This is a genomic window from Brevibacillus sp. DP1.3A (genome assembly GCF_013284245.2).
Classification (GTDB): domain Bacteria; phylum Bacillota; class Bacilli; order Brevibacillales; family Brevibacillaceae; genus Brevibacillus.
The window spans coordinates 1,801,019-1,826,746 of record NZ_CP085876.1; the positions used below are offsets into that span (position 1 = coordinate 1,801,019).

A 25,728-nucleotide genomic window follows, 5' to 3' on the forward strand; every position below is an offset into this window, starting at 1 on the left:
GTTTGTTCGTATAAAAGATCGGTTTCCTATTGCCGATGTATATAAAAGTTAATAACACCCATTTTTGTAAATATGAGGTGAATGCATAATACTCCCCAGCGGCAACTAGGGAGAAATATCTATCAGTCCTTGTGCTTCTTTCCTAGTAAGAGAGTGGACAAGACGAGGCTTATCCCTATTTTTTCGAAGACCTAGGAAAGGAGACTCTGTGTCTTCAGCATAAAACGGAAATCCAAGAAAAGGAATATTAGTGGAATAAAATGGGTCTAAATACTGAGAATGGTCGCAGAGGCATAGGGAATTTGTCACAATCCGCGGAATGTTGACAAATAATGCGGGCAAAGTTTAATTTAAAGGCAAGATTTTTTGTTTGTTTTTGGTATAAATGTCACGATTTGTATCTTTATTCGTGGAGTAGGACTCATCATCTATCAAGTAGGACTAAGTGGTTATGTAGACAACAGAAAGGGGCCATTTATGGACATTATTAACCAGACCAACCGAACCATGCTGTTCGAAGAGATCAATCCGGAAAAATTGGACCTGATCACCATTGTTGGAGATGTAAAAGGCATCGACAGTCTCAGCGACGACAAGATCAAGGAGATCAACGAGCATCTCCTCGTTCGCAGCTTCGATGAATTTTTGGACAAGTTTTCCCCAAGTGTGTATTCGTTCTACAATGCAGCGAACCAAAAAGTGATGTACACCTTGAAAAAGCCTGACGGAATTGCAGAGGATGCGATTTCCGAGATCAAGATCGATCAGAGCAACGACTTCTTGAAAATGCTGTTTACCCTGATTGATACGAAGCGTAGCCAAGGTATCACCAACGTGGATTTCAAATTCGAGAATTTGCTCGATATGATTTCCCCGAAAAAAGTGATGGATGACATCCGTCAGGTGCGCAAAGAGATTCACTACTTGTACGGTCATTACGAAAAGCTCGATGATGGCGATCCGAAGAAGCTCGATCTCGGTGACAAGCTGAACACGATGTTCGAGGATGCGAGCAAAAACTACAACAACGTCATGGCGATGCTGCCGCTGGCGATTGAAGATATCAAAACACGACTGCTCTTGGGCGGCGCACAAGAGGAGAATCAATCCGAAGCGATTCAGATCGGGATGCTGACGATTGGGGAAGACGGAGAACTGAAGATCATCGAGGCACCGAAGAGTGACAGCCGCGAGCTGATGGTTCTCGATGAAAACAGTGGAAACGGACTGATGAACGTTTTCGAAGAGGATTACGAGTCGATCACAGAGACGCCATCCTCCTATGTAAAAGATCTCGTGGTGCGCACCTTCTGCCCGCTGCCGACGGTACATACCGAAGTCAACATTGAGACAGAAGTACAGAACTACAATACGTATCTGGAGTTTTACAAAAACGCCAAGGACGACTTCGTAAAAACGGTGAAGCCTTTGGTCGAGAAAATTTTGGGCGTGAAGATGTTCTTCGATCAGTACGTGACCAAGAACAAAGGCATGCAGCCAGCTATGGTGATCACGAATACGAAGCTCGACATGCTCGTGAAGTCCAGCAACATTCCACGTCTGGAGACTTATCTGAACACGGTCAACGCGAAAAACGACTTCACGGATACGATCTGGTTCGGAATCGTGCCATCGGTTGATATGGATTCCGCTGGAAAAGCACAAGTGACTCGCGAGCGTTTCCGTGGGAACGAAAAAGTCGTCAAGCAGGACGGCAATACGATGGAATCGCTCACCATGCTGCTTCAAGTCGTCAAGGACTTCAAGGTACAAGTGTTCTTCAGCTTCAGTACAGGTGAAGAGACGACCTTCAACAGCATGGCGACAGCGGGTATTGATAAATACATCGACAAGTGCGGAATCCTGGTGCGCAAAGAATTCAGCGAATTCGCTATCCCGTGTATTCCGAACTTCACGATTATTCCGAAAGATAAATCAGGAGTTGTCATCGACAGCAGAATGCTGCAAACCGAAGACGGCGTGAAGCTGTCCCAGGAAAAAGAAGACATCCTGAAGCTGTGGATCGAGGGTGTTTACGTCGGTGCCAGCTATGTAGCTGCTGGTGTCGTGGCAGCATACCAGTGTCCAGAGTACTTGCGCGAAACATTCAAAGTGGTTAGCCGCGAATATCCGGGTGTGCGCTTTGACATCGAAGCAGGTGAAAATGGACTGCGCGCTATCACCACAATGGCCAAAGAAATCTCTGGCTTCACCAACAACATCAAAGATTCCATCAACCGCAAAAACTTTGGATTCGTCTTCTCTTCGGAAAATGCACAAATCCAAGGCAAAGATATCAAGCGCATCACGGTGTACAAGGCACGCAGCCTCGCCATGGCAGAGGACGGCTTTGATTCCATCTACAAAACACTGGTCAGCACCTATATCGAGCGGATTCTCCGCTTCCAGACGGGTGATTTCAAACACGATAACATCGTGAAGTTCTTCAGTAACAATCCGAGCAGCCAAAAAAGCAAATGGCTGGGCACACGCGGCTTCGTGAACTCCATCATTCACGATGGTGATGACATGAGCTACATCATCGATGATAAGAGCAATCTGTGCCATATCGATCTGGTGTTCAACGGCAATGTGAAAAACCTGGAGGTCACCATCACCAAAGGAACGACTCCGGTCAAAGCATAGCACTGATCCCCTGGAGAGCTGTTTATGAAACTTTTTGACACATTACGCAGGTGGTTAGAGGTGTGTTTTCCAAAACGCACCCTTACACATAAGCCTCGAAGCCAATCAGGTAATTCGAGAGCAAGATTTCATTTCAAGGAGGTTTTATTCATGGGTTTTCGACTCAAAGTAGAAGGTTCTGAAACAATTGAGCTGGGCATGGACAACATTCAGACAGTAAAGTACGACACTGACACGCCAGACGATTCCAACGCGCGCTCCACAGATGTGGGTGCAACACTGAAACTGACTGGCAAAATCATCACTGCAACAGATGGTGACAGTGCGGATGACACCATGAAGCTGGCTCTCTGGTCTTTGGTACCAGCAGAAAAAGCGGATTGCTACCGCAAAGTAACATTGGAAGTAATCGCTGCTGATCAAGTGATCCGCAAAATCTACTTCCCGAACGCATTCGTAGTAGATTACAACGAGAGCTTCGGTGATACCGAGGGTGTAGGAACATTCAGCATCTTCATCAAGCAAAAGAAAGACAAAACCGAACTCACCAAAATCGAAGGCGGCTACGCTGTTTAGGTTTTGAGAGAAGTAAGGTAGGAAGAGCCGTATCTCGAAAGCCGTGTTCGAGGTACGGCTCTACAAAATAACCAAAATCATTGCCAGACAGAGGGTGCGAGAATGAAAAATTATTACGAGATTCTGGGGCTAACCAAACAAGCTTCCACGAATGACATCAAAAAAGCATACCGTCAACTGGCAAAGCAGCATCATCCGGATGTCAATGCCGGGAGCAGTGAGTCAGAGCGAATCTTTAAAGAAATTACCGAGGCCTATCAGACATTGCAGGACTCAGCCTTGCGCGAGGCGTACGACGCGCGCTACGAAGCTTTTCAGCAAAAGAAACAACAACAGACCAGCCATACAAGCAGCACAAAACAAGGACAAAGCAAACAGCAAGCACAGTCTGCAGCGGGTGTGAACTTCGAAGATTTAGGGAGCACCTTTGAACGATTTTTTGGTTTTCATCCGAAGACAGGCGAGATTAATCCAAACACCATGAAATCCGAAAAGAAAAATCCACTGGATACGACGGATATGTTTGAACAGTTTTTCCGCACGAAGAAAAAATAAAATGGAAAAATCGGGCTTGGTTGACAGCTCTTTCATGACATAGAGGTAGTAGCAACCTGCTCCTGTCTTTGGATGGATGTCCATACATACACCATTCTCCCAAAGCTCGGAGCATTTTTCTTACAAGGAAGTTCAAAAATTCGTCTTTTGATCACGAAGTCATTCTCGAAGTTAATTCGGCATCGAAAGTTACGTTCACCTTTGAAGTCCGGTGCTCATGTAGGTCCCCTACACTGCGCTCCTCCTTCTTCAGGTTCACGTAACTTTCGCGGTGCTGAAAAGACAAATTTTTGAACAAGAGCATTTTGAGGTAGTTGATTGGGGGGAAAGATGTGGCGAAGAAAAAAGGGTACCAAAAGTCCATCAGAGTGAAGCTCATAGAGCTGCTGATTTCCATTCTTGTGATTAGTGCACTCATTTATGTCTTTGGTTATACGGACAGCAACGCTCTGAAAATTTTTACAGGAATTGCCTTCGGACTCTTTTTGTTCGGGGTCATTATCGTCAGATTCGGAAGCCCCGACGAACCGGAGCCAAAGAAAGAGGATGGCGTCACCAAACTGGTTCTATTAGATGAAGAGGGAGAGAGCGTGAAGGAGTGGTTCATCCAAGGGGAGACATCCCTTTTGATCGGCAAAAGCTCCGCGCAAAACGAGGTCGACATCGACTTGGCGGACGCGGAATACGCTGCCTTGATCAGCAAGCAGCATGCGGTTCTGAATCAAGCGTCTGGGGACTGGTTCATCGAGGATATTCATTCCAAAAACGGCACAGGCATCAAGCAGCCGAACAAACGCGACAAGAGCAAGCTGGAGATTGAACAGCCGCATAAAGTTAAGGCTGGCGACGTCATTTACATAGCTAATACCCGCTTATTGCTGAAATAACAACGGGGTAAACATCGCTTTTACACATATATATCGTCCTTGCACGGAACGAAACGGGGGAGCAGAAGAATGAGTTTGACAAGATGCGCGAATGGTCACATGTTTAGCACCAGAAAACACGGAAGCATCTGCCCTTATTGCAGTATGGTCGTTGAGCCTGGGGCGAAACCGGACAACAAAGCACCAGCGAGAGTGGCAGACGACGATAAGACGATGCCGTACCTGGGGGAAACAGAAGGAATTGAGCCTGTTACCGGCTGGCTGGTATGTATTGAGGGGCCACAACAAGGTCAAGATTACCGCATTATGGCGGAGAAGAACTTCATCGGTCGCGCAGAGGATATGCATATCCGAATCGTCGGAGACAACACGATCTCTCGCCGCAATCATGCGGTGATTGTCTACGATCCGAAAAAACGCAACTTTTACTTGCTCCCGGGTGATGCGTCCGGGCTTGCCTATCATAACAATGAAGCGGTGTACACACCAGTCGAGCTCACTGCGTACGATGTGCTCCAGCTCGGAAAGAGTACCTTTATTTTCATCCCGCTGTGCGGTGTTCACTTCGAGTGGGACAACTCCAACAAAGGCAAGGAATGATGAGCATGTTTCAACAGGGCGCAATCCCGTATCTGGTCGTCCTTGGCGTGATCATTGCCATTACTCTTTTGTTTCGTCTACGTGCAGCTTTGATCCGGCAAGAAAAGAATCCTGTCATCCAGATCGGAAATGGACAGACGATCGGTAGACGAGAAGAGCAGGATGATTACTTTTCTACGGCAACATCGTCTCATGGGACGATTGCGGTCTTGGCTGATGGAATCAGTGGACTGGCTAACGGCAGACTTGCTTCAACGCTTGCCGTGACTACTTTTATCCGTGAGTTTACAAAGCTGGACAATCCGAAGCATATGTCCCTCTTCTTTTCACGTGCAGCTTCCCTTGCGAATTCGGAGATTTTGCAGACACTGAGAGGAAGTCGGGGTGGGACAACGCTGGTAGCTGGCGTAATCGTCGAGGACAAGCTGTACTGGGGAGCGGTTGGGGACAGTATCATTACCGTTTTCCGGAACGGAGAATTCATCCCGATCAATCAAAAAGACATTTATGAGTCGGTGCTGGAGGCGCGTTTTCTGTCCGGTGAGATTACGAAGGACGAGGCGTTGGAGCATCCGCAGAAAAAACAGCTGATCAACTACTTGGGCTACGAGAGTTTTCAAAATATCGAAATTGGCCGTGAGCCGTTTCCGCTTGAGAAGGGAGACAAGGTCATTCTCTGTAGTGACGGCGTCTACGATACGTTAACCGAGATGGAGCTGGAGCAGATTTTGTTCCAAAAAATCGCTGCCCATGACGCGGCTGACCAAATCATTGAAGCGGTGGAAAGCAAGCAAAAAGCCAATCAGGACAACGCAACCATTCTCATCCTGGAAAAAGGCTGGTAACGGGGGAGCGGGTAGTACGAATGAGAAAGGACAACAGTGAATTCATTACCGGGTTTCTATCCGAATCAGGCAGCTTCGTTCGCAACAAGGATTACTTTGCCTTCGCCGAGCTGGATGATATCGCGTGCTGGGTAATCGCCCGCGGATTAGACAACGATCAGGAAGTAGAAAGTGCAGAGTTGGCGGCCAAAAGCGTTCTGGGCTACTTTTTGCAGAAGCCGTCCATTTCGCGTTATCGTATTCGCCGCTATTTGCAGGAGGCCCATCGTGTCCTGCAAGCCGAGAGCCATCGCGTTAGACTAAAGGCGAGCTTGACTGTAATCGTAACGGACTATGCCAGAGTGAGGTACGGGGTCGCTGGTAACACCCGGCTGTATCAGTTTCGCAATGGCCGACTGCAATGGCAGAGCAAGGATCAGAGTCTCGCCCAACAGATGGTGGATGGGGAGGAAATCGCAGAGGACACACTTGATCAGCACGAGGAGCGCCATAATCTCTTGAGCTATTTGGGGACACCCAATGAATTTCGTCCGTTTGTCTCCAAGAAGCTCCCACTCTATGACGGTGATGTTTTTCTGCTTGCCACCCCTGGTCTGTGGGAGAAGGTAAATCCGGCCGAGATGCAGGACGGGCTTCAAGAGGCGAAAGATCCTGAAGCCTGGATCGATACGTTGGAAGACGTGCTTTTGAGCAAACAAGAGCATGTCGTTCAAAACTACACGGTAGCCGCTATTTTTGCGAACAAAATTTTCAAGACAGATCCGCAAAAAAAATGGCGGATTATCAAACGGGTGGCACTCATCCTTCTCGTGCTTGCCTTGGCTGGAGGCGGGGCTCTGCTGTTCAAGATGAAGGAAGCGGAGCGCATCGCGGATGCTGCGACAGGGATGTTTGAGCATGAAACCGCCGGAGACGCTTTCATTGCGGAGAGCGATTATCCGAAGGCACTCAAGGCATACAGCGATGCCAGAAATGCTGCAAATATCGTCAAAAACAAAATTCAGGCCACTCTCTTGGCGAAAAAAATCCGTATTACACAGTTGATCGTGGATGGAGATACGGCTGTAAAAGATGAACAGTATGCCAAAGCATTGGAGAAGTACGACAAGGCGCTCAAGGAAATGAAAGGGCGCGAAGATTTTAACGAACCGGAGATTTTGGAGAAGAAAGAAAAGACACAATCGTATGTGCTCGTCATGCAATGGAAAAAGGAAGGCGATCTCTTGTTTGAGGCGCAAGATTACGCTGGTGCAGAAGCCTATTACCAAAAGGCGCGCAAGCTGGCGCTGGAAACGTCCTTTGTAACAGGAGAAAAGGAGCTTCGCACCAAGCTGGACGAGGTAGCTTCCAAAAAGACTGGTATCGATAAGGAAAAGAAGACTCTCGATGGCGACAAGCTGGAGAAGCAAGGCGATGAGAGCTATGCGGCGCAAGACTTCGAGGGAGCGATCCAATCGTATACGCTGGCGCAGGAAATTTATCAGGAGATTGGCGTGCTGGAGAAAGTTTTGGCGGTGGAACGCAAGGTGACAAAGGCAGAGGAGAAGCTGAATCCTCCTGCTGCTCCGCCTTCGGCAGGTGCGCCAGCAGGCCAGCCACCTGTGCAAGGGACGAGTGCTGCGAGTCAACCTCAGGCAGTTCAGGTGAATCAAACGGCACCGGTTAACCAGACGGCTCCGATTAACCCAACTACCCCGGTGAACCAGACAGTCCCAGGCAATCCGGTGGCTCCAACGTACCAGCCAGTTCCGGCGCCCCAAGTAGCGCCGACCAATCAAGCAGTTCCGCCAGCCGCGACAGCTCCGGCGACTCAGTCAGTTCAGCCACCGCAAGCTAATCCACCAGCTACAGCCAATCCGACACAGGAGGAGGCAGCGAAAACGCCATGAAAGAGATCGTACTGGATCGTTTGAACAAAATGGAGGAGCTGGAGCAGCGCAGATTGCTCAAGCAGATCATGAACGGTGTCTTCCTCAACCTAGTCGAGTATCAGGAGGAGATGCAGAAGAAGCTGGAGGAGCGTGTTTTTACCGAGATTGAGGACAAGGAAGATAAGCATGACATCTACGTGACCCTCTGTCATCGCGATGACTTTGACCCGATTCACGAGTATTTGTACCCGATGATCCCTGGCGATGAGGAAAAGAAGATATGTGATCGCAAAGAGTTGGCGGTCAAGCTCAGCAACCAGGAAGAAGCGGTCATGATGACGATCTTTTTAGAGTGTGAGTACGACAAGATACAGGCGCTGATGATGAGCAAGCGAACCTTCAAGGGTCGGCTGAATACGGGAGGCAATCACTATCCAATCGAAGTGCGCCTCCAACAAAGCCGTGTGTATATGGATGAGCTGGAAAAGCTGTACAACATGTTTCAAAAGAACGGGATGCCGTGGAAAACGGTGAATCACCCTTACGCTAGCAAGTTTTTCGATGTCATTCTGGTTGCCTGTGAGGGCACGTTTACAGAAGACGAAGAGATACTGGAAATGTCGATTACCCTCGATGAGTGGGAGCCTTACAAAAAGCTGGACGTCATTCCGCTATGGAACATCGAGCGTCTGGCTTTAAAAAACATCGGCTTTCCCGTACCTGCCATTGACCGGGTGAACTTCGAGCATGTCCTGTCGTTACGCAAGACAGGCAGTGAGCACGGTTATTTGGTGGATGGAGATGAGGAACTGATTCGCTACATCAAGCGGTCACCGGAAGAGCTGACAATAGTCTCACCTCAGGAGAAGTCGGGAGTTTGGAACGTATGTAAAATTACACAGCCTGTCACGACCCGTATCGGAAGACTCAATTACGAATTAGTGTCCAATCGACGCAAAAACAGCTTTGTTGGGAGCTATGCCCGGAAGCAGGCGATGACCGTACGAGCCAAAGGAGAGATTATCCGAATCGTCCATTCCTTTGAAGCCGCTGAGCAGCTGGAGCTAGTGAATGTTGAGATTCGGGACAAAAACAATCGTCCTCCCGCGACGTACGGCTTGAATCCGTTCATTAGCGATAACGTTCGTGTAGAAAACGACAAGAAGATCATGGCTCTCGGCTTTCGGAGACGCGGGGCGAACAGCTTTATTCTCCAAGATAGGATGAGCTTCCTCGTCTCCGAGGTTCAGATGTATTTTCCGGAATACAAGTGTGAAGGAGAATGGGCTTGAATTACATCTGGGATTTGGTTATTCGTGCAAAACGCGCCGGGATCGCCAATAAAGACATCCAATTCAAAGCGGCCAAAGTGTATTCGCCCTACATGGAGCTGAGTCATGAGGCCATCAACGCCAAAACGGTGGACAAGACAGTAGAAGTGAATCCGTACTACCGCTTCGACGATATTTTCCGTGATCTTTTTGACGCCAATTACTCGGAAGATGCAGAGCTTCGGCATACCTTGTTTGATATCATCATCCATTTGCTAGCCGAGATCGATCTGTCGCAGGGGATGAACAAGCGTGAATACCACATCCGCTTTGTATTGCGCGACTTGGAAGCGGGTCTATTCGGCAGTCGGGTACAGGAAAATATCCGGCTTTTTACCAAAGAGGAGCGAGAGATTATCGCAGGCAATATTTTGCGCTTGTATGAGACCGGCGAAGCAGTGTACCTGCTCAAGGATACGATGCGCAAAATTTTCTCTCACTCTACCATTTACGCCAATTGCGAAGAAAAAGATGAGCTACTGATTTACGTCGGGCAGTCGGAGAGTGAAACCGCACATGCCAAGCTCGCTTTAATCAAGGATATTTTTCTGCCGGTTCGGTTCCATACAGAGATTTATTGGCGAAATCATTTCGGCATTTTGGATGTCGAGGAAACGATGCAAATCGACAGTGTTGCACTGTACTAAAGGTTTTTGACCGATTGACCCCAACGAAGGTCGGGAGAGAGGAGAGTTGGGATGACTACCTATTCATATAAGCTTCATCTCCAAAAAGGCAGCGGGGATGGAAATCAACGCAATCATCCAGACGAAGCGACCTATACACGGGACGAGCTGATGGAGATGACGACCTTTCAGCTACGCAATATTTGTTACAAGGAAAAGCTAGTCGGCTCTGTCGTGAACAATCTCGATCGGGAGGGACTGCTGCATACGATTCTGCGTTTTCGCGGCGCAGAAGAAAACCTCCTGATTGAGCGTGCTGTTCCAGGGGGTGTTGAACGCCTCGAAGCCGTACTCCACAAATATTTAAACACACCGATGCCAGGTGTAGATGTGATCAAAATTCCAGCGAAGATGTGCTTGTACACGGGTCTCGCCATTGACAGGCTGGACAACTATCGCGTCGAATCCTCCCAGGGCTTGTCCGAATCCAATGTGCTTTTGGTGAATGACCATATGGAGCTATGCGGCATTCTGCATCTGAACAAAGACAAAGGCGATAGGAGAGCCGGGCATTTTACGCTGCACGCCCACCAAGATGCTCAGTTGAGAAAAACCGTCAATCAAAACTACAGCCTGCTCTTTTTCCGCAAGCAGGATTCGGAGTATTTGTACAAGGCGTATCATCAGGACCATCCGTTGCCGCCTGTCAATCTCCACTACTACAAAGTACCGGTGACTGACCTCGAGATCAGGGAATTGGAAGAAACAGATGCCGTTCTCGCGATTGATTTTGGTACCTCCTCGACGACAGCGGGTGCTTTTCTCGACCATCAGTATGTCAGCTCCCCTTCTAGCAACGACTTGTTGAATGGACGCATTCGCTTGAATGCGATCAATTACGTCTCTTTCCCAGATACCACGCAAAAAAACGAGGAATGGATCGAGGTGCTGCCGACGGCTGTCAGTGTGGCGGATTGCTCCTCTCCAACCGATGTTCGCTTTCACATCGGTTATGAAGCACTGCGGCACATGAAAAAGAACGGATACAGCACGAACGCAACAGTGTTTCAAGGCATCAAGCGCTGGGTGAACAGCTATCACAAGATCGAAGAGGTCATGGACAGCCAAGGGAATACCGCGACTGTGAAACGAAGTGACATCCTGCGCCAATACCTTCTTCACGTCATTCAAATGGCTGAGCATCAATTCAAATGCCGCTTTCGTCATCTGCATATCACAAGTCCGGTCAAGCTGAAAACGCAGTTTCTTGAGATGTTCACCGAGATATTACCTGAGTATCGCATCGAATCAGAGCACGCCCTCGATGAAGGAATGGCCGTCCTGTTTAACACGATTGCGGATCAAATTGACAAAAACAGCTTTCTGGACGGTGAGACATATCAAGCGCTCGTCATCGACTGCGGCGGAGGAACGACGGACCTGTCATCCTGCCATTTTCGGATCGAGGACGGACATATCTCCTACCGGATCGATATCGATACAACCTATGAAAACGGCGACACCAATTTTGGCGGCAACAACATTACGTATCGCATCATGCAATTTATGAAAATCGTCTTTGCGGACTATTACGGAAAAGGGCGGCAAGTGACCGACATCGACCAGATCATCGACATCCCCGGATCGGAAATATTCCGGTACGTGGATGAATACGGTGTCGACTCCATCTATGAACGCTTCGAGGCGAGATATCGGGAAGCTGAGGCGATTTTGCCGACTCGCTACAAGGAGTACGAAAACAAGAGCCGGGACGAGTATCAGCGTGTCCGCAACAATTTTCACTTTTTGTGGGACCTCGCTGACCACATGAAAAAAGAGTTTTTCCGCCAGACCGGAATCTTGCGTAATCGCTTCACATCCGATACGGAAAATCGTCAAGAGCCTGATCTAAAGCTGACGGCAGTCGAGCGATGGGTGTTGTCGATACGGGAGGATGGTCACTTCCGGGATGTGTTTGATTTTCCTGATGTCGTCTTCAACGCCAAAGAGATCAATCACCTGATTAAGGCGGATATTTACGAGATTTTGCGCGACTTCTTGGACGATTTTTACCAACAGGGAAGGCTGGCTGACTTCTCGATCATCAAGCTGACCGGGCAGTCGTGCCGGATTGATGTTTTCCGTGAAGCGCTCAAAGAGTTTGTCCCTGGACGCAGTATCGAGTTCCGGCAAAAGTCGGAGGATGCGGGCAAGGTGCCAGACTTGAAGCTGTCTTGCTTACGTGGAGCACTGCGCTATCAAAGTGCCAAAAAGGCAGGCTTCATTGAAGCGAACATTACGAATCATGCGCCGATCGTCCCGTATTCCGTGACGGCCTTCACTCATAACAAGCAAGAGAGAGTGCTTATTCACAGTCAGGAAAAGCTGAGTCTCGTGCATGGCTCTATCTCACGTCCCTACGGCGTGAGCGAGGTTGAATTTTATCTCAAGGAAAATGACGGTCAGCTGCGCCAACGGTACCTGTACATGGATGATCCTGCTCAATACAAAACCGTGTTGTATGAGGACATCGCGAGCAAGTACGGTACACATATCCCGCAGGATGAGACTGACTCGATTCAAAATGGCGAGTCGAAATACTTCGTTTTTGCGAGCGGTAGCGAGTGGGGATTCCATGTCGTGCCAGTAGCTCGTCTGAATGAACAGCTTGCTTTGGGGAAAAAGGTATTCTTTGCTTTTGAGAGTGACTTGTCCGAGCTGGATTTCTTTGACGGGATGAAATGATCAAATAACCAGGCAGCTTAAATGAACAGGAAGGGGGAACAGCGGTGTTTTCCCATCTCTATCCCAATTTTCATAAAGGGCGAATTCTCAAGCGAGAGATGCTTGAGAATCTGCGTGATTACCCGCGGCACTTTGTAGATTTATACTTTCAGGATTATACAGACGGCATTATTTCCGGGATGGATGTAATGATAGGCGAAGGGCACCTCACTGTCGGCAGAGGGATCGTCAAGCATCAAGGACGCATTTACTTGTTCGACCGCGAAGAGCGTGTCCCTTATGAGGCCATAGGTATGGAGACGGTGCTCAAGATTCGCTTTCAAGAGGAGACTTCGCTGACCGACTATTACGTTTACGAGACGTCGTATGTTCTCGATCAGGAGATAGAGTCACGCCCGGATGAAAGGGAGTTGGGGCGCTTCAAGCTCAAGCAAGGGGCAAGGCTTCGCGGGGATTATCAGGATTTAGCCGATATGGCGACCGAATTCAATACGTGGAATATCGTGCATGTCGAACATGCCGGGAGAAACGAGCCAACACTTGCTCCCTACATCCTGCGGTATTTTGCGAATGAAATGCTGAAAACGGTCACCAATCACCCGTATGATCTCGCCTTTGCCATGCAGTGCTTGAATGCGGACAGAGTAGAGCGGGGGCTCATTCTTCATTATGTAGGCAACAGACTGGGGACTGGTTACCGCGAGTACACGAATCTACAGATTCTCAAATACCTCGCACGCATATTGGATGACGCCAAGAGTGGCGGAAAGTCCTCAAAAACGGAGTGGAAAACAGGCGGGCGTCAGCGGGTTATTGTTGATTAACGAGAGGATGGTGAATGGAAATGGCGCGCATGGATGAAAGCATTATCGGCATGTTGAATGAGCTTTCCGGTGAGGATGCACAGCCAGCAGCAATACGTTTTGGTCCGAAGGGCAAAAACCGACTGGATGTAGTGAACAAATCATTGATTACAGTCGGTGAAGAGAGAATTCCCATGGAGGACAAGCGCGTCCTCGACGATCTCGTACAGATTAGACTCCCGAAGACATTTTCCATCATGAGTCCAGAAGTAGCTGCTCTGAAGTATCCATCGGAACGTAGGCCTTCACTGATTTATACGAACGAAACAGCGTCAATTAACATGGCTTTTACCTATACCGAGAGCAAGCTGACCGATACTCCTGCACAGCTGAAGGCCTTCATGGATGTCATGAAGCAGGTTTTGCGGAGGACACAGCCGCTCGCTCGTTGGCAGGAGGAAGGAATACGTGAGATCGCGGGGAACAGCGTCGGATTTTTCGAGTTTGTTGCGCCCGCATTGGATACGGACATTTACAACCTGATCAGCTTTGTATCCCTACAGGGACGCGCTCTTCTCTGCACGTTCAATTGCACGGAGCAGGAGCTGTCAGACTGGAAGCCAGTAGGCTGGGGAATCATGGATTCCTTGTCGCTGGTATCTAACAACTCGGATGAAAATGGGAAGGGAGAAGGGAAAATATGAGTCTTCCTGTCATTGCCTACAACAATTTGCAAATCTCTCCTTATCAATTGACGCATCTGGTAGAACTGACGATTACGAAAAAGATCAATGAGCATGCCCGCCTTACATTTACGGGGATCGTACCAGAAGAATTGAAGGACAGCTATGTAGAAATGACGGAAGCACAGACCCCGATCGAAATCAGTCAGGTGGATAACGAAGGCAACGCCACGCCGCTTTTTGCGGGGATAGTTCTGGAGATAGGTATCAAGGCCGTACGAGACGTTTATTATTTGTACGTCGAAGCCGTCTCGCCTACGTACAATCTCGACGTGAAGCGCAAGAGTCGTTCGTTTCAAAACAAAGCCATGACCTACGGTGCCCTTTTGAAAACAATCGCAGGAGAATACCCAGGCATGGATATTATGGACATGGCCTCCAATGGCGGGAAGCTGGGCTCCTTTACCATGCAGTATCAGGAGACGGATTGGCAATTTCTCAAGCGGCTTGCTTCGCGTTTTCAAACTGGACTGATGCCAGCATCCGTTTTTGAAAAGCCAAAGTTCAGCTTTGGTGTGCCAGAGGGTGCATCGAAAGGCAAGCTGGACGATTTTCATTATCGGGTGCGCAAAAATTTGAATGAATACCGCCATTCCTCGGAAAACGGGGTCAAGGGTGTGGATGAAAATGACTACATCTTTTACGAGGTAGAGACGGACCGCGTGCTCGATTTGGGCAACGGTGTGGATTTCAAAGGGAAGAGCCTGTATGTGTATGAGGCCTATACCGAGATGAAGAAGGGCTTGCTCAAGCACAAGTATTTGCTTGCGTCCAAAAAAGGAATGAGCCAAAAGCCACTCCACAATTCGCTCATTGTAGGGGCATCGGTGCAAGGAAAAGTCATTGAAGTCTCAAAAGACAACGTCAAAATCCACCTCGATATCGATGAGAGCCAGAACAAGAGCGAGGCGCACTGGTTCCCGTACTCCTCGGTTTATACGGCCGAAGGAAACAGCGGTTGGTATTGCATGCCAGAGCTCGATGACTACGTCCGCGTCTATTTTCCGAGCAACAAGGAAAGTGACGGGATTGCGATCAGCTCTGTCCGGAAAAATTCAGACGAGGGCGAAACGAACAAGCTCGGGAATCCCGATATCAAATACTTCCGCACGGCCAATGGAAAAGAACTGATGTTCAGCCCGTCGGAGGTATTGCTTAGCGCAAAGGACGGGGAAATCCTCATTCGCATGACCGACGCGGACGGCATCCAGATATTCAGCAAGAAAAATATCAAGGTTGTCTCTGAAAAGGACATTTTGATGGACTCTGCCACGAAGGTGATTATCTCGGCGAAAGAGGAGATTAGTCTCACCTGCAAAGAGAGCAACATCAAGATGGACGGAAATACAAGCATCGTCGGGCAGGAGCTCAAAACCAATTGACACACATGGTTGCCACGCGGGTAACCGTGTGTTTGGTGTATGCAAAAACGGTGAGAAGAAGGGGGGATTGGCATGGAGAGAGAGGAAGCCTTGCAGCATTTCAAGGAGCACGAGGTGCCGAAGCGAACCATCGCCAGCCTGCATGCCTTGGATGCTTACTATCAGGCGAATAAAGAGAGGCTGGCAAAAGAATTTCTTCGTTCATTTGAAGCAATATGCCGACGCGTGGTTGATAAGCAGAAGCAAGGGACAAAGGGCAAGCTGGCGTACTTGACCTATTCCATGCTGCGTACGGAGCTCATTGAGGGCAGTAGTCATTATTTGCTGGAAGCTACGGACAGCAGTTGGTTTTTCGATCCGGTGGAGTGTCAAACCACTTATGATGCGAGCTGGGCGTACCACTTTTTGGATCGGCTCGCAGACGAATGGAACGAGGCTGCCAGAGCGTATGCCGGACACGTAAGACTTCCCGATATCGAACGGATCAAGCTCGTGGAGGCAGAGAAGTTTCATCAATATGTCGTTCATCTAATCCGTTATGCCATGGTGCAGGCTGTTCAGTTGGAAGTCTTTCAACAGGTGGACAAGGAGCCGGAGCTGGAGGTGCGTGTCGGAGAATATTTGGATCAAAGCGAGATCGTGTACTGTCTGGACACTCGCCACAAAGATTCTGAGATGATCCGTGCTTGGCTGGAGGAGAAGCAAGAGCTGGAATACGGCTACAAGGTTTTGGCTGGCCTCGATCTGGGACAAGGGCAATTCGATGGTCTTGATCTTCGTTATTCGGACCTCTCTGACAGTCAGCTAACGAAAGCGAACCTTCGCGAAAGTGTTTTGGTCGGAACGAGATGGCATCGTGCCCAGCTAAAAGCGGTTGATTTCGGCGACAGTCTCATTCATGGAGCGGATTTTACCGGAGCAAATCTGCTAGGCGCGAGCTTTCGTGAAGCATCCGGGCCAAGGGGGCTTTTGGAACCAGATGCGTGGGAGATGCCCGGTTTTGATGGCGTCTTGTTCGTCGGGGCGGACTTGACCGGGACAGATTTTACTGGGGCCGACCTGCGCGGCGCAGACTTTACAGATGCGATTTTAACTGGGGCGAATTTTAGCGGAGCGCTTCTGGAGAGAGCCGTATTCTCGAAGGAATCTAGGGAGTCCATTCTGTTGGATGAGCTTCAGGAGCGACATGTCGTTTGGCGAGAGGGGAATCAGGTATGAATTATTTCATCTTGTCACAGGACGAGCGAATCGCGAGTGCGGTAGAGCCAACTAACGTTTTTGACGTCATCCGGCAGGAGTGGCTGACGCCAGATTATCAGGAAGAGCTTGACGAGGCGATCATCCAGTTCGACATCAAGCAAAAGAAAGAGAACGACTACCTGGATTTTCTCGACAGACCGATCCCGCTCTATTCCAACCGCTTAAAGACAATCATCCACAAGTTCGCGCCGAAGCTGTTCGTCAAATCCGTCGTGCTCGTAGACAGGGAGCGGATCAAACAGGATTTGTACTGGATGATGATTCTGCCGCGTGTGAACTGTTTGTCAGAGCAAAGCGAGTTTCACAGGGACGGCTCACTCAAAAGGCTGGTTCTCGATCCAGAAAAGATTGGGCGTCATACGATTTTTCAAATCGAAGGGATTCGTGAACCGTATATCATCATCGATTTGCGGCTGGCGGAAGCTTTGCTGCGCAGGGACTTTTTCGGTATCCGCTTGAAAAAAGCAGACCAAGCAGGGAGGAGAATGAGTCATGCCCATGATTGAAGATGTCGATGTTGTACCGTCGTCCGCCCCGAAGAAAAGCTACGTTGTGGCAGGAGCAATTCTCTCGTGCGACTACGGGAGCCAGCAGAACAAGCTGAAAACGCCGTTTAGTCATGGCGTGTACATTCGCAACCAGGCACAGATGAACGTGAATGATTATATGCCGCAAGTGAACATCATGCCGTTTGGCAAATGCCGTTGCGAAATAAATCCAACTGTCGCAGCTGCTACTGCTGCCAACAACGGTGTACTCAAGCCGATGCCATGCGTTCCCATGGTCACCATGCCATGGATCGAAGGTAAGGCAGATGTACTCGTGGAAAATCATCCCGCCCTGTTAAACACCAGCACGAACATGTGCGTATATGGAGGCTGCATTCGCATCGAAGACGACGGACAGGAGCAATAGAGAGGGGGATTGTATGAATACGACAGAGAAGCTGGCCGGATACGAGAATATCCAGTTGGTCTCACCCTTTGAAATCCAAAGCCTGCAAGATGTCAGAATCGTGAAGAAAGTCAATGAGCACGCCAGATTGTTCGTCACCGGAATCATCCCGGAGGAGAAAAGCGACCGCTACATTGAGATGGCGACGAGCGAGGATACAGTTGCGCTAAATTTGGTGGAAAACGGTTCGCTTACGAAGACATTGTTCAAAGGACTCGTGGATTCCGTCAGTGTGAACTTTGTTCACGGCGTGTACCATTTGGAGCTGGAAGCGGTCTCGCATACGCAGCGAATGGATGGTCAGCGCAAGATGCGCTCTTTTCAACATAAACAAATGACGTATGCCAGTCTGCTCGATGAAATCACGAAGGACTATCCCGGTTCGGATTATTTGGACCATGCTTCGAACGGAGCGCCGCTGGGAACCATCGCCATCCAGTATCAGGAGACAGATTGGGAGTTTTTAAAGCGACTGGCCTCCCGCTTCGGCTCTATTCTCGTCGCAGAGGCTGTCGCGGATAAGCCAAAGTTCTGGTTTGGCTTGCCCGAGGGACGTACCGCCCAATTGACAGACGCTAGCTACACCATCAGCAAAAGGCTGTCGCCCTTTATGGAAACGACAGAAAACGGCTACGCGGCAGGTATGTCGGAAAACGATTTTCTCACCTATGAAGTAGAAAGCGGACAGGTCCTCCAGCTCGGAGACCGCGTGAACTACCAAGGCAAAGAGTTGGTCGTCGCCGGGTCAACAACAAGGATCGACCATGCCCTACTCATTCACACCTATCAACTCATGCCCGAAGCAGGCATCCGTCAAAACCCTATCCGCAACGACGACATATGCGGCGCTGCCCTGGAAGGTAAGATCATCGACATCCAGAAGGACACCGTCAAAATCCACCTCGACATCGATCCGAAGCAGCCCAAGGCAGAGGCGAGCTGGTTCCCGTATGCCACGGTTTACTCGGCAGAGGGCAACAGCGGCTTTCACTGCATGCCGCAAATGGGCGACTCCGTCAAGCTGTACTTCTCCACACCAGATGAAGAAGGCGCCATGGCAGTCAGCTCCGTGCGAAAGGGTGGAGGTAGCACGGCGAAAACGGGCAATCCCGGCATTAAGTACTGGGGAACCAACTTCGGCAAAGAGCTGATGATGGGTGGCAAGGAGCTCGTTCTTACTGCGAAGGAGAGCGAAGAAGGCAATATTTTTATCAAACTGCACGAAGAGGACGGCATCGAGATTCACAGCATGCATCCGATCGTATTTTCCTCGGAAAAAGATATGGAGATTACGTCAGATACGAAGGTCGAGATCAAGGCTAAGGAAGCGATCTACCTCATGTGCAGCACCAGCAGCATGATTTTGGACGGGGAAGTGGATATTCAAGCGCCGAAGATTGAGATGGTAGGGCTGACGAAGGCGCCTGTGGTTGTGGAGGATTTGCCGCAGGAAGAGGAAGAGGAAGAAGTCGTCGAAGAGGAGCAGGAGGAAGAGGATTCTGGATGGGGTTTTCTCGATAGTCTACAGCTTGGACTCGATATCGTCGGAATGATCCCTGTCATCGGAGAAGTCGCAGACGTCGTCAATGCGGGGATATCTGTCGCACGTGGCGATTATGCTGGAGCCGCTATGTCCCTTGCAGCCGCGATTCCAGGTGCGGGTACGGCAGTGACTGCGGCAAAGCTGACGACGAAAGCAGTGAAGGCAACAAAAGCGATGTCCAAGGCAACGAAAGCGGTCAAAGCAGCGGACAAAGCACTGGGTGTATCGAAAGCGGTCAAGGCGACTGCCAATGCAGCAAGTGCGGTGAAAGGCAAGGTCGTCACTGCTGCGCGGAACATTCAGGAGAGCTTGAGCAAGCTTGAGGCTGTGCAGAAGCTGAAGAAGAGCATGCTCGGCAAGTTCATGCAGAAGCCTGTTGTGAAAGAAGTACTAAAGGAAGCCGGATCTGAGGCATTAGATTATGCGACGGATGGTGTCTTCTCAACCGTTGCGGGAATGGCCGGACGCCGTAAAAAAGTTCGAGTGACAGACAAGAACACCAATAGGCTGAAAAAACGGAACGTCAAAAAAGCGAAGCTGAAAAGTTGCCTTCGAGACCCTATCCACGGAGGGACCGGAGCACAGTTTATCGTTCATCCTGCCCTCAAGCTGTATGGAGCCGAGACGTGGACGTTTGAGCTGCATTACAACTCCCTGCTTTTGCAAGAGGGAGCACTGGGCAAAGCATGGACACACAATTACGAAATGAGCCTGGAATTCCTGGATGAGACACGCGAAGAAGTTACGGTTTGGTGGAATACTGGCCGCGCCAATACCTTTACTCGTGTTCAGGACGGATTATACCGGTCCAACGATGCGGATGTCTTTTTTGACGAACTGAGGGAAAGACAAGACGGCTATACGTTGTGGGTCAAGGAAACGAGAGAGACGTACGATTTTGCCAGAAATGGACAAGCACTTCGCCATACGGTGGCTGCCGGAATGTCTCTGCTCTTTAGCTATGACCAGCATGGCAGGCTGAATCGCTTGACAGAAGAGCGGAGTCGCCGAGCGTTTTCTTTGGAGTATGGGACGGATGGCTTGGTATCAGCATTGTCAGATGGGACTCGTTCCCTTCGCTTTTCGTACGATGCCGACCGCAGGATGACTCGCTACACCAATCCCAATGGTGTTGTCACTGACTTGTCCTATACAGGAAATGACCAATTGGAATCTCTAGCATCCGATGGTGTCATCGTCTACACGAATACGTTTGACGAAGAAGGGCGCATCATCTGCCAGACAGATGCGGCAGGCATCCCTGGTTATATTCACTACGATACCGAGAGCCGTCCGGGCATGATGGTCACGACCTTCACAGATGGCAATGGGAATGTCGAGGTTATGCTCCATGACGACAATGGCCAGTTGCTGGAGAAGACCGAGAAGGATGGGACGGTCACCAAATACTCCTATAATGAGTGGGGCCAAACAACTTCTGAAACAAACGGAGCGGGCGAAACAACCACTTACACGTATGACAATCGCGGGAATCTGGTAAAAGAGACAGATCCTCTTGGCAATACAACGACGTATACGTACAACGAAAATGACCTCATGACAGCAGAAGAAGACGCGGAAGGCGGAGTCACGACTTACGCCTATGATGAATACGAGCGGCTGGTCAGCATGACAAGACCAGATGGCTGCACCTCTTCTATCGGGTATAACGAGCACGGGCAAAGAAGCACTTATATCGATTTTACAGGAGCAAAAACTACTTATCATTACGATGGACAGGGAATGCTAGTTTCCGCTCAGGACCCAGAAGGGCGTATCTTCCGTGTTGGCTTCGACCCTACAGGCAGGATGACAACCTTTACGGATGCTTTTGGGGGTTCGCTACGTCAGGTATTCGATGCCAATGATAATCTTGTTGGTGTCACAGATCCTCTCGGAAGGATGCATTCCTTTACGTACGATACACAGGATTGTCGCGAAGAGGAGACAACGCCTACCGGAGCATCGACGAAGATCGGCTACACGATTACGGAAAAAGTAGAATCTATAACGAACGCCTATGGTGAAGCCACTCGTTATGAGTACGACAAGGAATGGCAGATCGTTGGGGTGGTAGATCCAACCGGGGCGAAGACCAGCCTCGAACGCGATGCCATGGGCAGAGTGACGTCTATCACCGATCCGTTGGGGAACACCCAGCGCTATGAATACGATGCGGCGGGACGTTTACTGGCCGTCTATGATGCAACCGGACAGAAGGTGAGCGGGCTCACCTATGATGGCGCGGGCAATGTTCTTGCCCATATAGACGGACTCGGAAGAACAACCCAATACCAATTCAACAAGCTTCATCAAGTCATTGCCACAACGAATGCGGCTGGACAAAAAAACAAGTTTTCCTATGACGCAGCCGCAAGACTAACGGAGGTATTGGAAAATGAAGCAGCCGTATACAAGCAGCAATACGACGGAGAAGGACGTCTAACGAGCTATACGGATGCTAATGGCAATGCCACCTCTCTATCCTACGATGCCAGTGGTTTGCTTTTAGCTGAACGCAATGCTACCGGAGAAGGAACGACCTACCGCTATGATAAGCGCGGGTGGCTGACCGACAAGACCAATGCGCGTGGTCAGGAAACGCACTACCGCTACGATGCAGCCGGACAGCTCATTGAGCAGCAGGACGAAGCGGGGACTGTTCGCAGGTCTTTCGACGCCGAGGGTCGCGTGGTAAGTGTCAAAGAAGATGGAAAAGACACCAAGCGCCGTACCTACGATCTTTTGGGACGAATCGTCTCCAGTACAGATCAGTATGGGAATACGCTACAGTACACCTATGATGCGGGGGGCAGACTGGCAACGCTCGTCTATCCAGATGGCAAGACGGTTCGCTATACCTATGGTCTCGCAGGTCAATTGACCACGGTCACAGACTGGGTAGGTCGTGTTACAAGGTACACGTACGATGAAAATTACCGCCTCATCCGTACAGAGCGACCGAACGGTACAGTAGAGCAGCGTCACTATGACGCAGCCGGACAGCTACTGCGTCTTTGGGATCAAAATGCGCAAGGCGTCATGCTCCAGCAATATCGGTTTGTGTACAACGAGCTCGGGCAGATCATCCAAGAGGAAGAAAAGCAGTACACCTATGATGCCCTGCGGCGCCTGACGAGCGGAGCCATGGCAGGGCGAAAGATTCTCTATACCTATGACCAGGGCGGGAATATTACTGCTATTGGGGATTCAGGTTCGAGTCTTGCTGTGGCGATGACGTACGCCAAGGACAATCGGTTGGACACGGTAGATGATCAACAGGTTCAGTATGACGAGGACGGCAACCTTCTGCTGCTCCCGGGCAAGCAACAGCCAGAAACGTATGCGTACGATGCCCGCAATCGTCTCGTCCGTGCCGGACAAGCTCGCTACACCTATGATGCTGAATACGTGCGCACCTCGATGACATGGAACGGTAAGACGACACGGTATGTGGTCGATCAAAACGCTGACCTGACTCAGGTTCTTATGGAACTGGAGGAAAATGGAGCAGGCAAAGCGTATTATGTATATGGACTGGGGCTCATTGGTCGTGAGGATGCCCATGGCGATTATTTGTCCTATCACGCGGATACACGCGGAAGCACGACCCTGTTGACGAACGAGAATGGTCGGGTCACTGACCGTTATACCTACGGATTGTACGGGGAACTGGAAGAGCACGAGGGTAGGACGAAACAGCCGTTTTGTTATAACGGCCACGATGGAGTCATGACCGATCCGAATGGGTTGTATTACATGCGGGCGCGGTATTACCATCCGGGGTTGAAGCGGTTCCTGAATCGTGATGTGCTCCAAGGGGACATGACGGACGGACAGACGTTTAACCGTTTTGCTTATGTGAATGGGGATCCGATTGGGTTCATTGATCCGTTGGGATTGATGAAGTGTTCCAATCTCCCGAATATTTCACAAAGGCATGACGAAATTGCGCATGGCGGATACTACGGAAGAAAGCAACAAAGAATCAATGATTATAAGAATAAGACTGGAAAATGGGCAACTCGTAAATCTGATGATGACGTAATTGAGGTTAACCCTAAAGATGTAAATTTTGCACAAATTTCAATAAACAGATCTTTTGATACTCCGAATGGTAAGATTTCAATTAAGAAAGCTATACAGCAAGGACCAGAACAGGTGAAGAATTTCCCACCAATCAGTGTAGTAAATGTAAAAGGTCAACTTGTAGCTAGAGATGGGAATAGCCGTTTGTATGTTGCATTAGAAACTAAAGCGGAAAAGATTAAGGTGAGAATTGAAAAAGATATTGATAGTTTTAGAGACCTTACAAAAAGACTAAGAAATAACGGTCTTCCTAATGAAGGAACTATGAAACCACCAACACCAAGGTAGGTGAATATAATGTTCAATATTAATATTGATACAAGCAAATTAAATAGTGATTTAGAAAAAATATCCAGTTGGGAAGATTGGTACAAAATTGAGAAAGAAATTTTTCATACTGATGAATGGCCTAGAACATCCTTTGATAGATTAGAAGAAGATTTGGATAGACCAGTACAAATAATAGAGGGGCGTGAATGGGAACCGACTACTGATTCGTATGATATTTCTCCTGAAGTTAGTCATTTATATGAAAAAACCAGACAAAAAGTATTTGCTATACTCGAACCAGAAGCGGATGAGGAAAATAAACAACACCCGGAATTATATGGCAAAAGGTGTATCTATTGTAGGATTTGGACAAGGGATTTTTCGAAACAAGAATGCCCGAAATGCAGTAATGAGTTACTAAAATTTCCACTTAACGAATGGGATTAGGATTAGAAATTCTTGCCTAAAGTGAAGGGGTATTCTACAGTTTTTTGGTGGAAATATCTGAAACCTTGATTGGCTGTTTGCCTTTCAAGGTTTCATTTTTTGAACGGCTGTTGACGAAAAATTAACCATCTAACCAATAAAGAATTATTTGTCCTATCACGCGGATACGCGCGGAAGCACGACCCTGTTGACGGACGAGCATGGTCGAGTCACAGACCGTTATACCTACGGATTGTACGGGGAACTGGAAGTACACGAGGGCAGGACGAAACAGCCGTTTTGCTATAACGGCCGCGATGGAGTCATGACCGATCCGAATGGGTTGTATTACATGCGGGCGCGGTATTACCATCCGGGGTTGAAGCGGTTCCTGAATCGAGATGTGCTCCAAGGGGATATGACGGATGGGCAGACGTTTAACCGTTTTGCTTATGTGAATGGGGATCCGATTGGGTTCATTGATCCGTTGGGGTTGATGAAGTGTGAACCAAGAAAACCTATTTTCGCAGATAACAATTTCTTGATTGCCGCTGCTGAAAAAGGTGACATTAAAGCTTTAGAAATTATTCGTGAAGGAAAAACTTATATTACACCAAACCAATTACATGAATTTCTTAATGTTCGTACGAAAAGTCAAAAAAAATTGCGTAAGTCATTTTTAAAACAAGAAGGTGTGGAAGTTTTTGGAGGCGCTAAGGCAAAAGCAATATCATAAACACCTGAATTCCGACAAGTCTTCCAAGCCGTTAAGTCCTCTCATGGTCGTGGAGATGCCGCAATTGGTGCATTTGCAAAGGCGACTGGTTACGAGGCATTTACTTATGAGAGAAGGCTATACAACCATTACAAACACACTGTACCCAAATTAGGAGTTCCTATACGTAACCCACAGAGAGAATAGGAGTTCGATATGTATAATCTGTTAATCATGAAAGAAAAATGCCCAAGATGCGGTGTAATCGTTGATACAGAAGCTGAATTTAAAATGGGCTATATGAATGTGGATATCTACCACATTGGTGATGAATTAAGATGGGCGACAGGGCTGAGTAAAGCACCACACCAAAAAAGGCCTCCAGACGGAAACTCGATAGGCGAGGGTTATGTATGTTGTCCTAACTGCTCAAAAGATTTTTGGGTAAAGATCCAAGTTGAACATGATGTTATTGTACATGTGGATGTTGATCATAACAAAAAAGGTTATATAGAATAGTTATCCCATTTAGAACCCTTGTTTGGCTTGCGCTTATCTAGGGTTCTTCTGCTTGAACAATTTAAGAAAGACATTGTGTCTTGGAAGGAAATCTGGAAAATAATAAGCTAAGACGACTAATTGAAATGTATAGTATGAAAATTACTGCTGAAGGGGAACAGTCTACTTATAATGAAGTGCAAAACAATCTTGAAGAAGGCATTGAGCGTAAACAGGTAGTGGCATGTGAGTGAATATGCTTCGAAAAGAAGATTATATCAACCTTGATTGGCTTACGCCTATCAAGGTTTTCTTTTGTGCACTCCGAGGGCTTTTAGGCACTAAAGTCAAATTGTATTGCCT

The 25,728-nt window shown here is 48.7% G+C and carries 20 protein-coding genes; all 20 read left to right on the forward strand.

The features are described 5' to 3' along the window. Positions 1-477 precede the first annotated feature (477 nt). The 20 genes from HP399_RS08380 (at position 478) to HP399_RS08475 (ending at position 25,386) form a co-directional block, all read left to right on the forward strand. Positions 478-2,646, forward strand: a complete 2,169-nt coding sequence (locus HP399_RS08380) for a transcriptional regulator (protein ID WP_173618745.1) — start codon at positions 478-480, stop codon at positions 2,644-2,646. Positions 2,647-2,796: 150 nt separating this feature from the next. Continuing rightward, a complete protein-coding gene (locus HP399_RS08385; protein ID WP_007728098.1) occupies positions 2,797-3,222 on the forward strand; it encodes a hypothetical protein in 426 nt (141 codons plus the stop codon). A 102-nt stretch (positions 3,223-3,324) separates the two neighbouring features. Next, positions 3,325-3,777, forward strand: coding sequence for a J domain-containing protein (locus HP399_RS08390; RefSeq protein WP_173618744.1), 453 nt, complete (start codon positions 3,325-3,327; stop codon positions 3,775-3,777). Positions 3,778-4,109: 332 nt separating this feature from the next. Then, complete coding sequence (locus HP399_RS08395) at positions 4,110-4,664, forward strand: FHA domain-containing protein (RefSeq protein ID WP_173618743.1); 555 nt, start codon at positions 4,110-4,112, stop codon at positions 4,662-4,664. A 69-nt stretch (positions 4,665-4,733) separates the two neighbouring features. Further along, positions 4,734-5,264, forward strand: coding sequence for an FHA domain-containing protein (locus HP399_RS08400; RefSeq protein ID WP_173618742.1), 531 nt, complete (start codon positions 4,734-4,736; stop codon positions 5,262-5,264). 5 nt (positions 5,265-5,269) lie between these two features. Beyond that, on the forward strand, positions 5,270-6,109 hold the full coding sequence (locus HP399_RS08405; RefSeq protein ID WP_007728090.1) for a PP2C family protein-serine/threonine phosphatase: 840 nt from the start codon (positions 5,270-5,272) through the stop codon (positions 6,107-6,109). Positions 6,110-6,129: 20 nt separating this feature from the next. Then, the gene (locus tag HP399_RS08410; RefSeq protein WP_173618741.1) at positions 6,130-7,998 is read left to right on the forward strand and encodes a PP2C family protein-serine/threonine phosphatase; all 1,869 of its coding nucleotides are present in this window, start codon (positions 6,130-6,132) and stop codon (positions 7,996-7,998) included. Then, positions 7,995-9,272, forward strand: a complete 1,278-nt coding sequence (locus tag HP399_RS08415; protein ID WP_173618740.1) for a normocyte-binding protein — start codon at positions 7,995-7,997, stop codon at positions 9,270-9,272. The genes HP399_RS08410 and HP399_RS08415 overlap by 4 nt, the downstream gene beginning before the upstream one ends. Beyond that, the gene (locus HP399_RS08420) at positions 9,263-9,958 is read left to right on the forward strand and encodes an iron-dependent peroxidase (protein WP_173618739.1); all 696 of its coding nucleotides are present in this window, start codon (positions 9,263-9,265) and stop codon (positions 9,956-9,958) included. Before HP399_RS08415 ends, HP399_RS08420 begins: the two co-directional genes overlap by 10 nt. Positions 9,959-10,009: 51 nt before the next feature. Next, complete coding sequence (locus tag HP399_RS08425; RefSeq protein WP_173618738.1) at positions 10,010-12,682, forward strand: acetate and sugar kinases/Hsc70/actin family protein; 2,673 nt, start codon at positions 10,010-10,012, stop codon at positions 12,680-12,682. 44 nt (positions 12,683-12,726) lie between these two features. Further along, positions 12,727-13,506, forward strand: coding sequence for a DNA and RNA helicase (locus tag HP399_RS08430; RefSeq protein WP_173618737.1), 780 nt, complete (start codon positions 12,727-12,729; stop codon positions 13,504-13,506). Between the two features lie 14 nt (positions 13,507-13,520). Further along, complete coding sequence (locus tag HP399_RS08435) at positions 13,521-14,189, forward strand: hypothetical protein (protein WP_173618736.1); 669 nt, start codon at positions 13,521-13,523, stop codon at positions 14,187-14,189. Beyond that, positions 14,186-15,610 (forward strand): contractile injection system protein, VgrG/Pvc8 family, encoded by a 1,425-nt coding sequence (locus HP399_RS08440; RefSeq protein WP_173618735.1) that lies wholly within the window; start codon positions 14,186-14,188, stop codon positions 15,608-15,610. Before HP399_RS08435 ends, HP399_RS08440 begins: the two co-directional genes overlap by 4 nt. Positions 15,611-15,682: 72 nt before the next feature. Then, positions 15,683-16,828 carry a pentapeptide repeat-containing protein gene (locus HP399_RS08445; protein WP_173618734.1) on the forward strand — a complete coding sequence of 382 codons (1,146 nt, stop codon included), beginning with the start codon at positions 15,683-15,685 and terminating at the stop codon, positions 16,826-16,828. Next, a complete protein-coding gene (locus HP399_RS08450; protein ID WP_173618733.1) occupies positions 16,825-17,376 on the forward strand; it encodes an imm11 family protein in 552 nt (183 codons plus the stop codon). The genes HP399_RS08445 and HP399_RS08450 overlap by 4 nt, the downstream gene beginning before the upstream one ends. After that, positions 17,363-17,785, forward strand: a complete 423-nt coding sequence (locus HP399_RS08455; RefSeq protein ID WP_173618732.1) for a DUF4280 domain-containing protein — start codon at positions 17,363-17,365, stop codon at positions 17,783-17,785. The genes HP399_RS08450 and HP399_RS08455 overlap by 14 nt, the downstream gene beginning before the upstream one ends. Positions 17,786-17,798: 13 nt before the next feature. Then, a complete protein-coding gene (locus HP399_RS08460) occupies positions 17,799-23,744 on the forward strand; it encodes an RHS repeat-associated core domain-containing protein (RefSeq protein WP_228088483.1) in 5,946 nt (1,981 codons plus the stop codon). A gap of 9 nt (positions 23,745-23,753) precedes the next feature. After that, a complete protein-coding gene (locus HP399_RS08465) occupies positions 23,754-24,173 on the forward strand; it encodes a hypothetical protein (RefSeq protein WP_173618731.1) in 420 nt (139 codons plus the stop codon). Between the two features lie 232 nt (positions 24,174-24,405). Next, positions 24,406-24,888 (forward strand): RHS repeat-associated core domain-containing protein, encoded by a 483-nt coding sequence (locus HP399_RS08470; RefSeq protein WP_228088547.1) that lies wholly within the window; start codon positions 24,406-24,408, stop codon positions 24,886-24,888. Between the two features lie 195 nt (positions 24,889-25,083). Beyond that, the gene (locus HP399_RS08475; RefSeq protein ID WP_173618729.1) at positions 25,084-25,386 is read left to right on the forward strand and encodes a hypothetical protein; all 303 of its coding nucleotides are present in this window, start codon (positions 25,084-25,086) and stop codon (positions 25,384-25,386) included. The last annotated feature ends 342 nt before the right edge of the window (positions 25,387-25,728 follow it).

Coding starts and splice junctions, on each gene's coding strand:
- HP399_RS08380 (WP_173618745.1), top strand. CDS start 478: ATGGACATTATTAACCAGACCAACCGAACCATGCTGTTCGAAGAGATC.
- HP399_RS08385 (WP_007728098.1), top strand. CDS start 2,797: ATGGGTTTTCGACTCAAAGTAGAAGGTTCTGAAACAATTGAGCTGGGC.
- HP399_RS08390 (WP_173618744.1), top strand. CDS start 3,325: ATGAAAAATTATTACGAGATTCTGGGGCTAACCAAACAAGCTTCCACG.
- HP399_RS08400 (WP_173618742.1), top strand. CDS start 4,734: ATGAGTTTGACAAGATGCGCGAATGGTCACATGTTTAGCACCAGAAAA.
- HP399_RS08405 (WP_007728090.1), top strand. CDS start 5,270: ATGTTTCAACAGGGCGCAATCCCGTATCTGGTCGTCCTTGGCGTGATC.
- HP399_RS08410 (WP_173618741.1), top strand. CDS start 6,130: ATGAGAAAGGACAACAGTGAATTCATTACCGGGTTTCTATCCGAATCA.
- HP399_RS08415 (WP_173618740.1), top strand. CDS start 7,995: ATGAAAGAGATCGTACTGGATCGTTTGAACAAAATGGAGGAGCTGGAG.
- HP399_RS08420 (WP_173618739.1), top strand. CDS start 9,263: ATGGGCTTGAATTACATCTGGGATTTGGTTATTCGTGCAAAACGCGCC.
- HP399_RS08425 (WP_173618738.1), top strand. CDS start 10,010: ATGACTACCTATTCATATAAGCTTCATCTCCAAAAAGGCAGCGGGGAT.
- HP399_RS08435 (WP_173618736.1), top strand. CDS start 13,521: ATGGAAATGGCGCGCATGGATGAAAGCATTATCGGCATGTTGAATGAG.
- HP399_RS08440 (WP_173618735.1), top strand. CDS start 14,186: ATGAGTCTTCCTGTCATTGCCTACAACAATTTGCAAATCTCTCCTTAT.
- HP399_RS08445 (WP_173618734.1), top strand. CDS start 15,683: ATGGAGAGAGAGGAAGCCTTGCAGCATTTCAAGGAGCACGAGGTGCCG.
- HP399_RS08450 (WP_173618733.1), top strand. CDS start 16,825: ATGAATTATTTCATCTTGTCACAGGACGAGCGAATCGCGAGTGCGGTA.
- HP399_RS08455 (WP_173618732.1), top strand. CDS start 17,363: ATGCCCATGATTGAAGATGTCGATGTTGTACCGTCGTCCGCCCCGAAG.
- HP399_RS08460 (WP_228088483.1), top strand. CDS start 17,799: ATGAATACGACAGAGAAGCTGGCCGGATACGAGAATATCCAGTTGGTC.
- HP399_RS08465 (WP_173618731.1), top strand. CDS start 23,754: ATGTTCAATATTAATATTGATACAAGCAAATTAAATAGTGATTTAGAA.
- HP399_RS08475 (WP_173618729.1), top strand. CDS start 25,084: ATGTATAATCTGTTAATCATGAAAGAAAAATGCCCAAGATGCGGTGTA.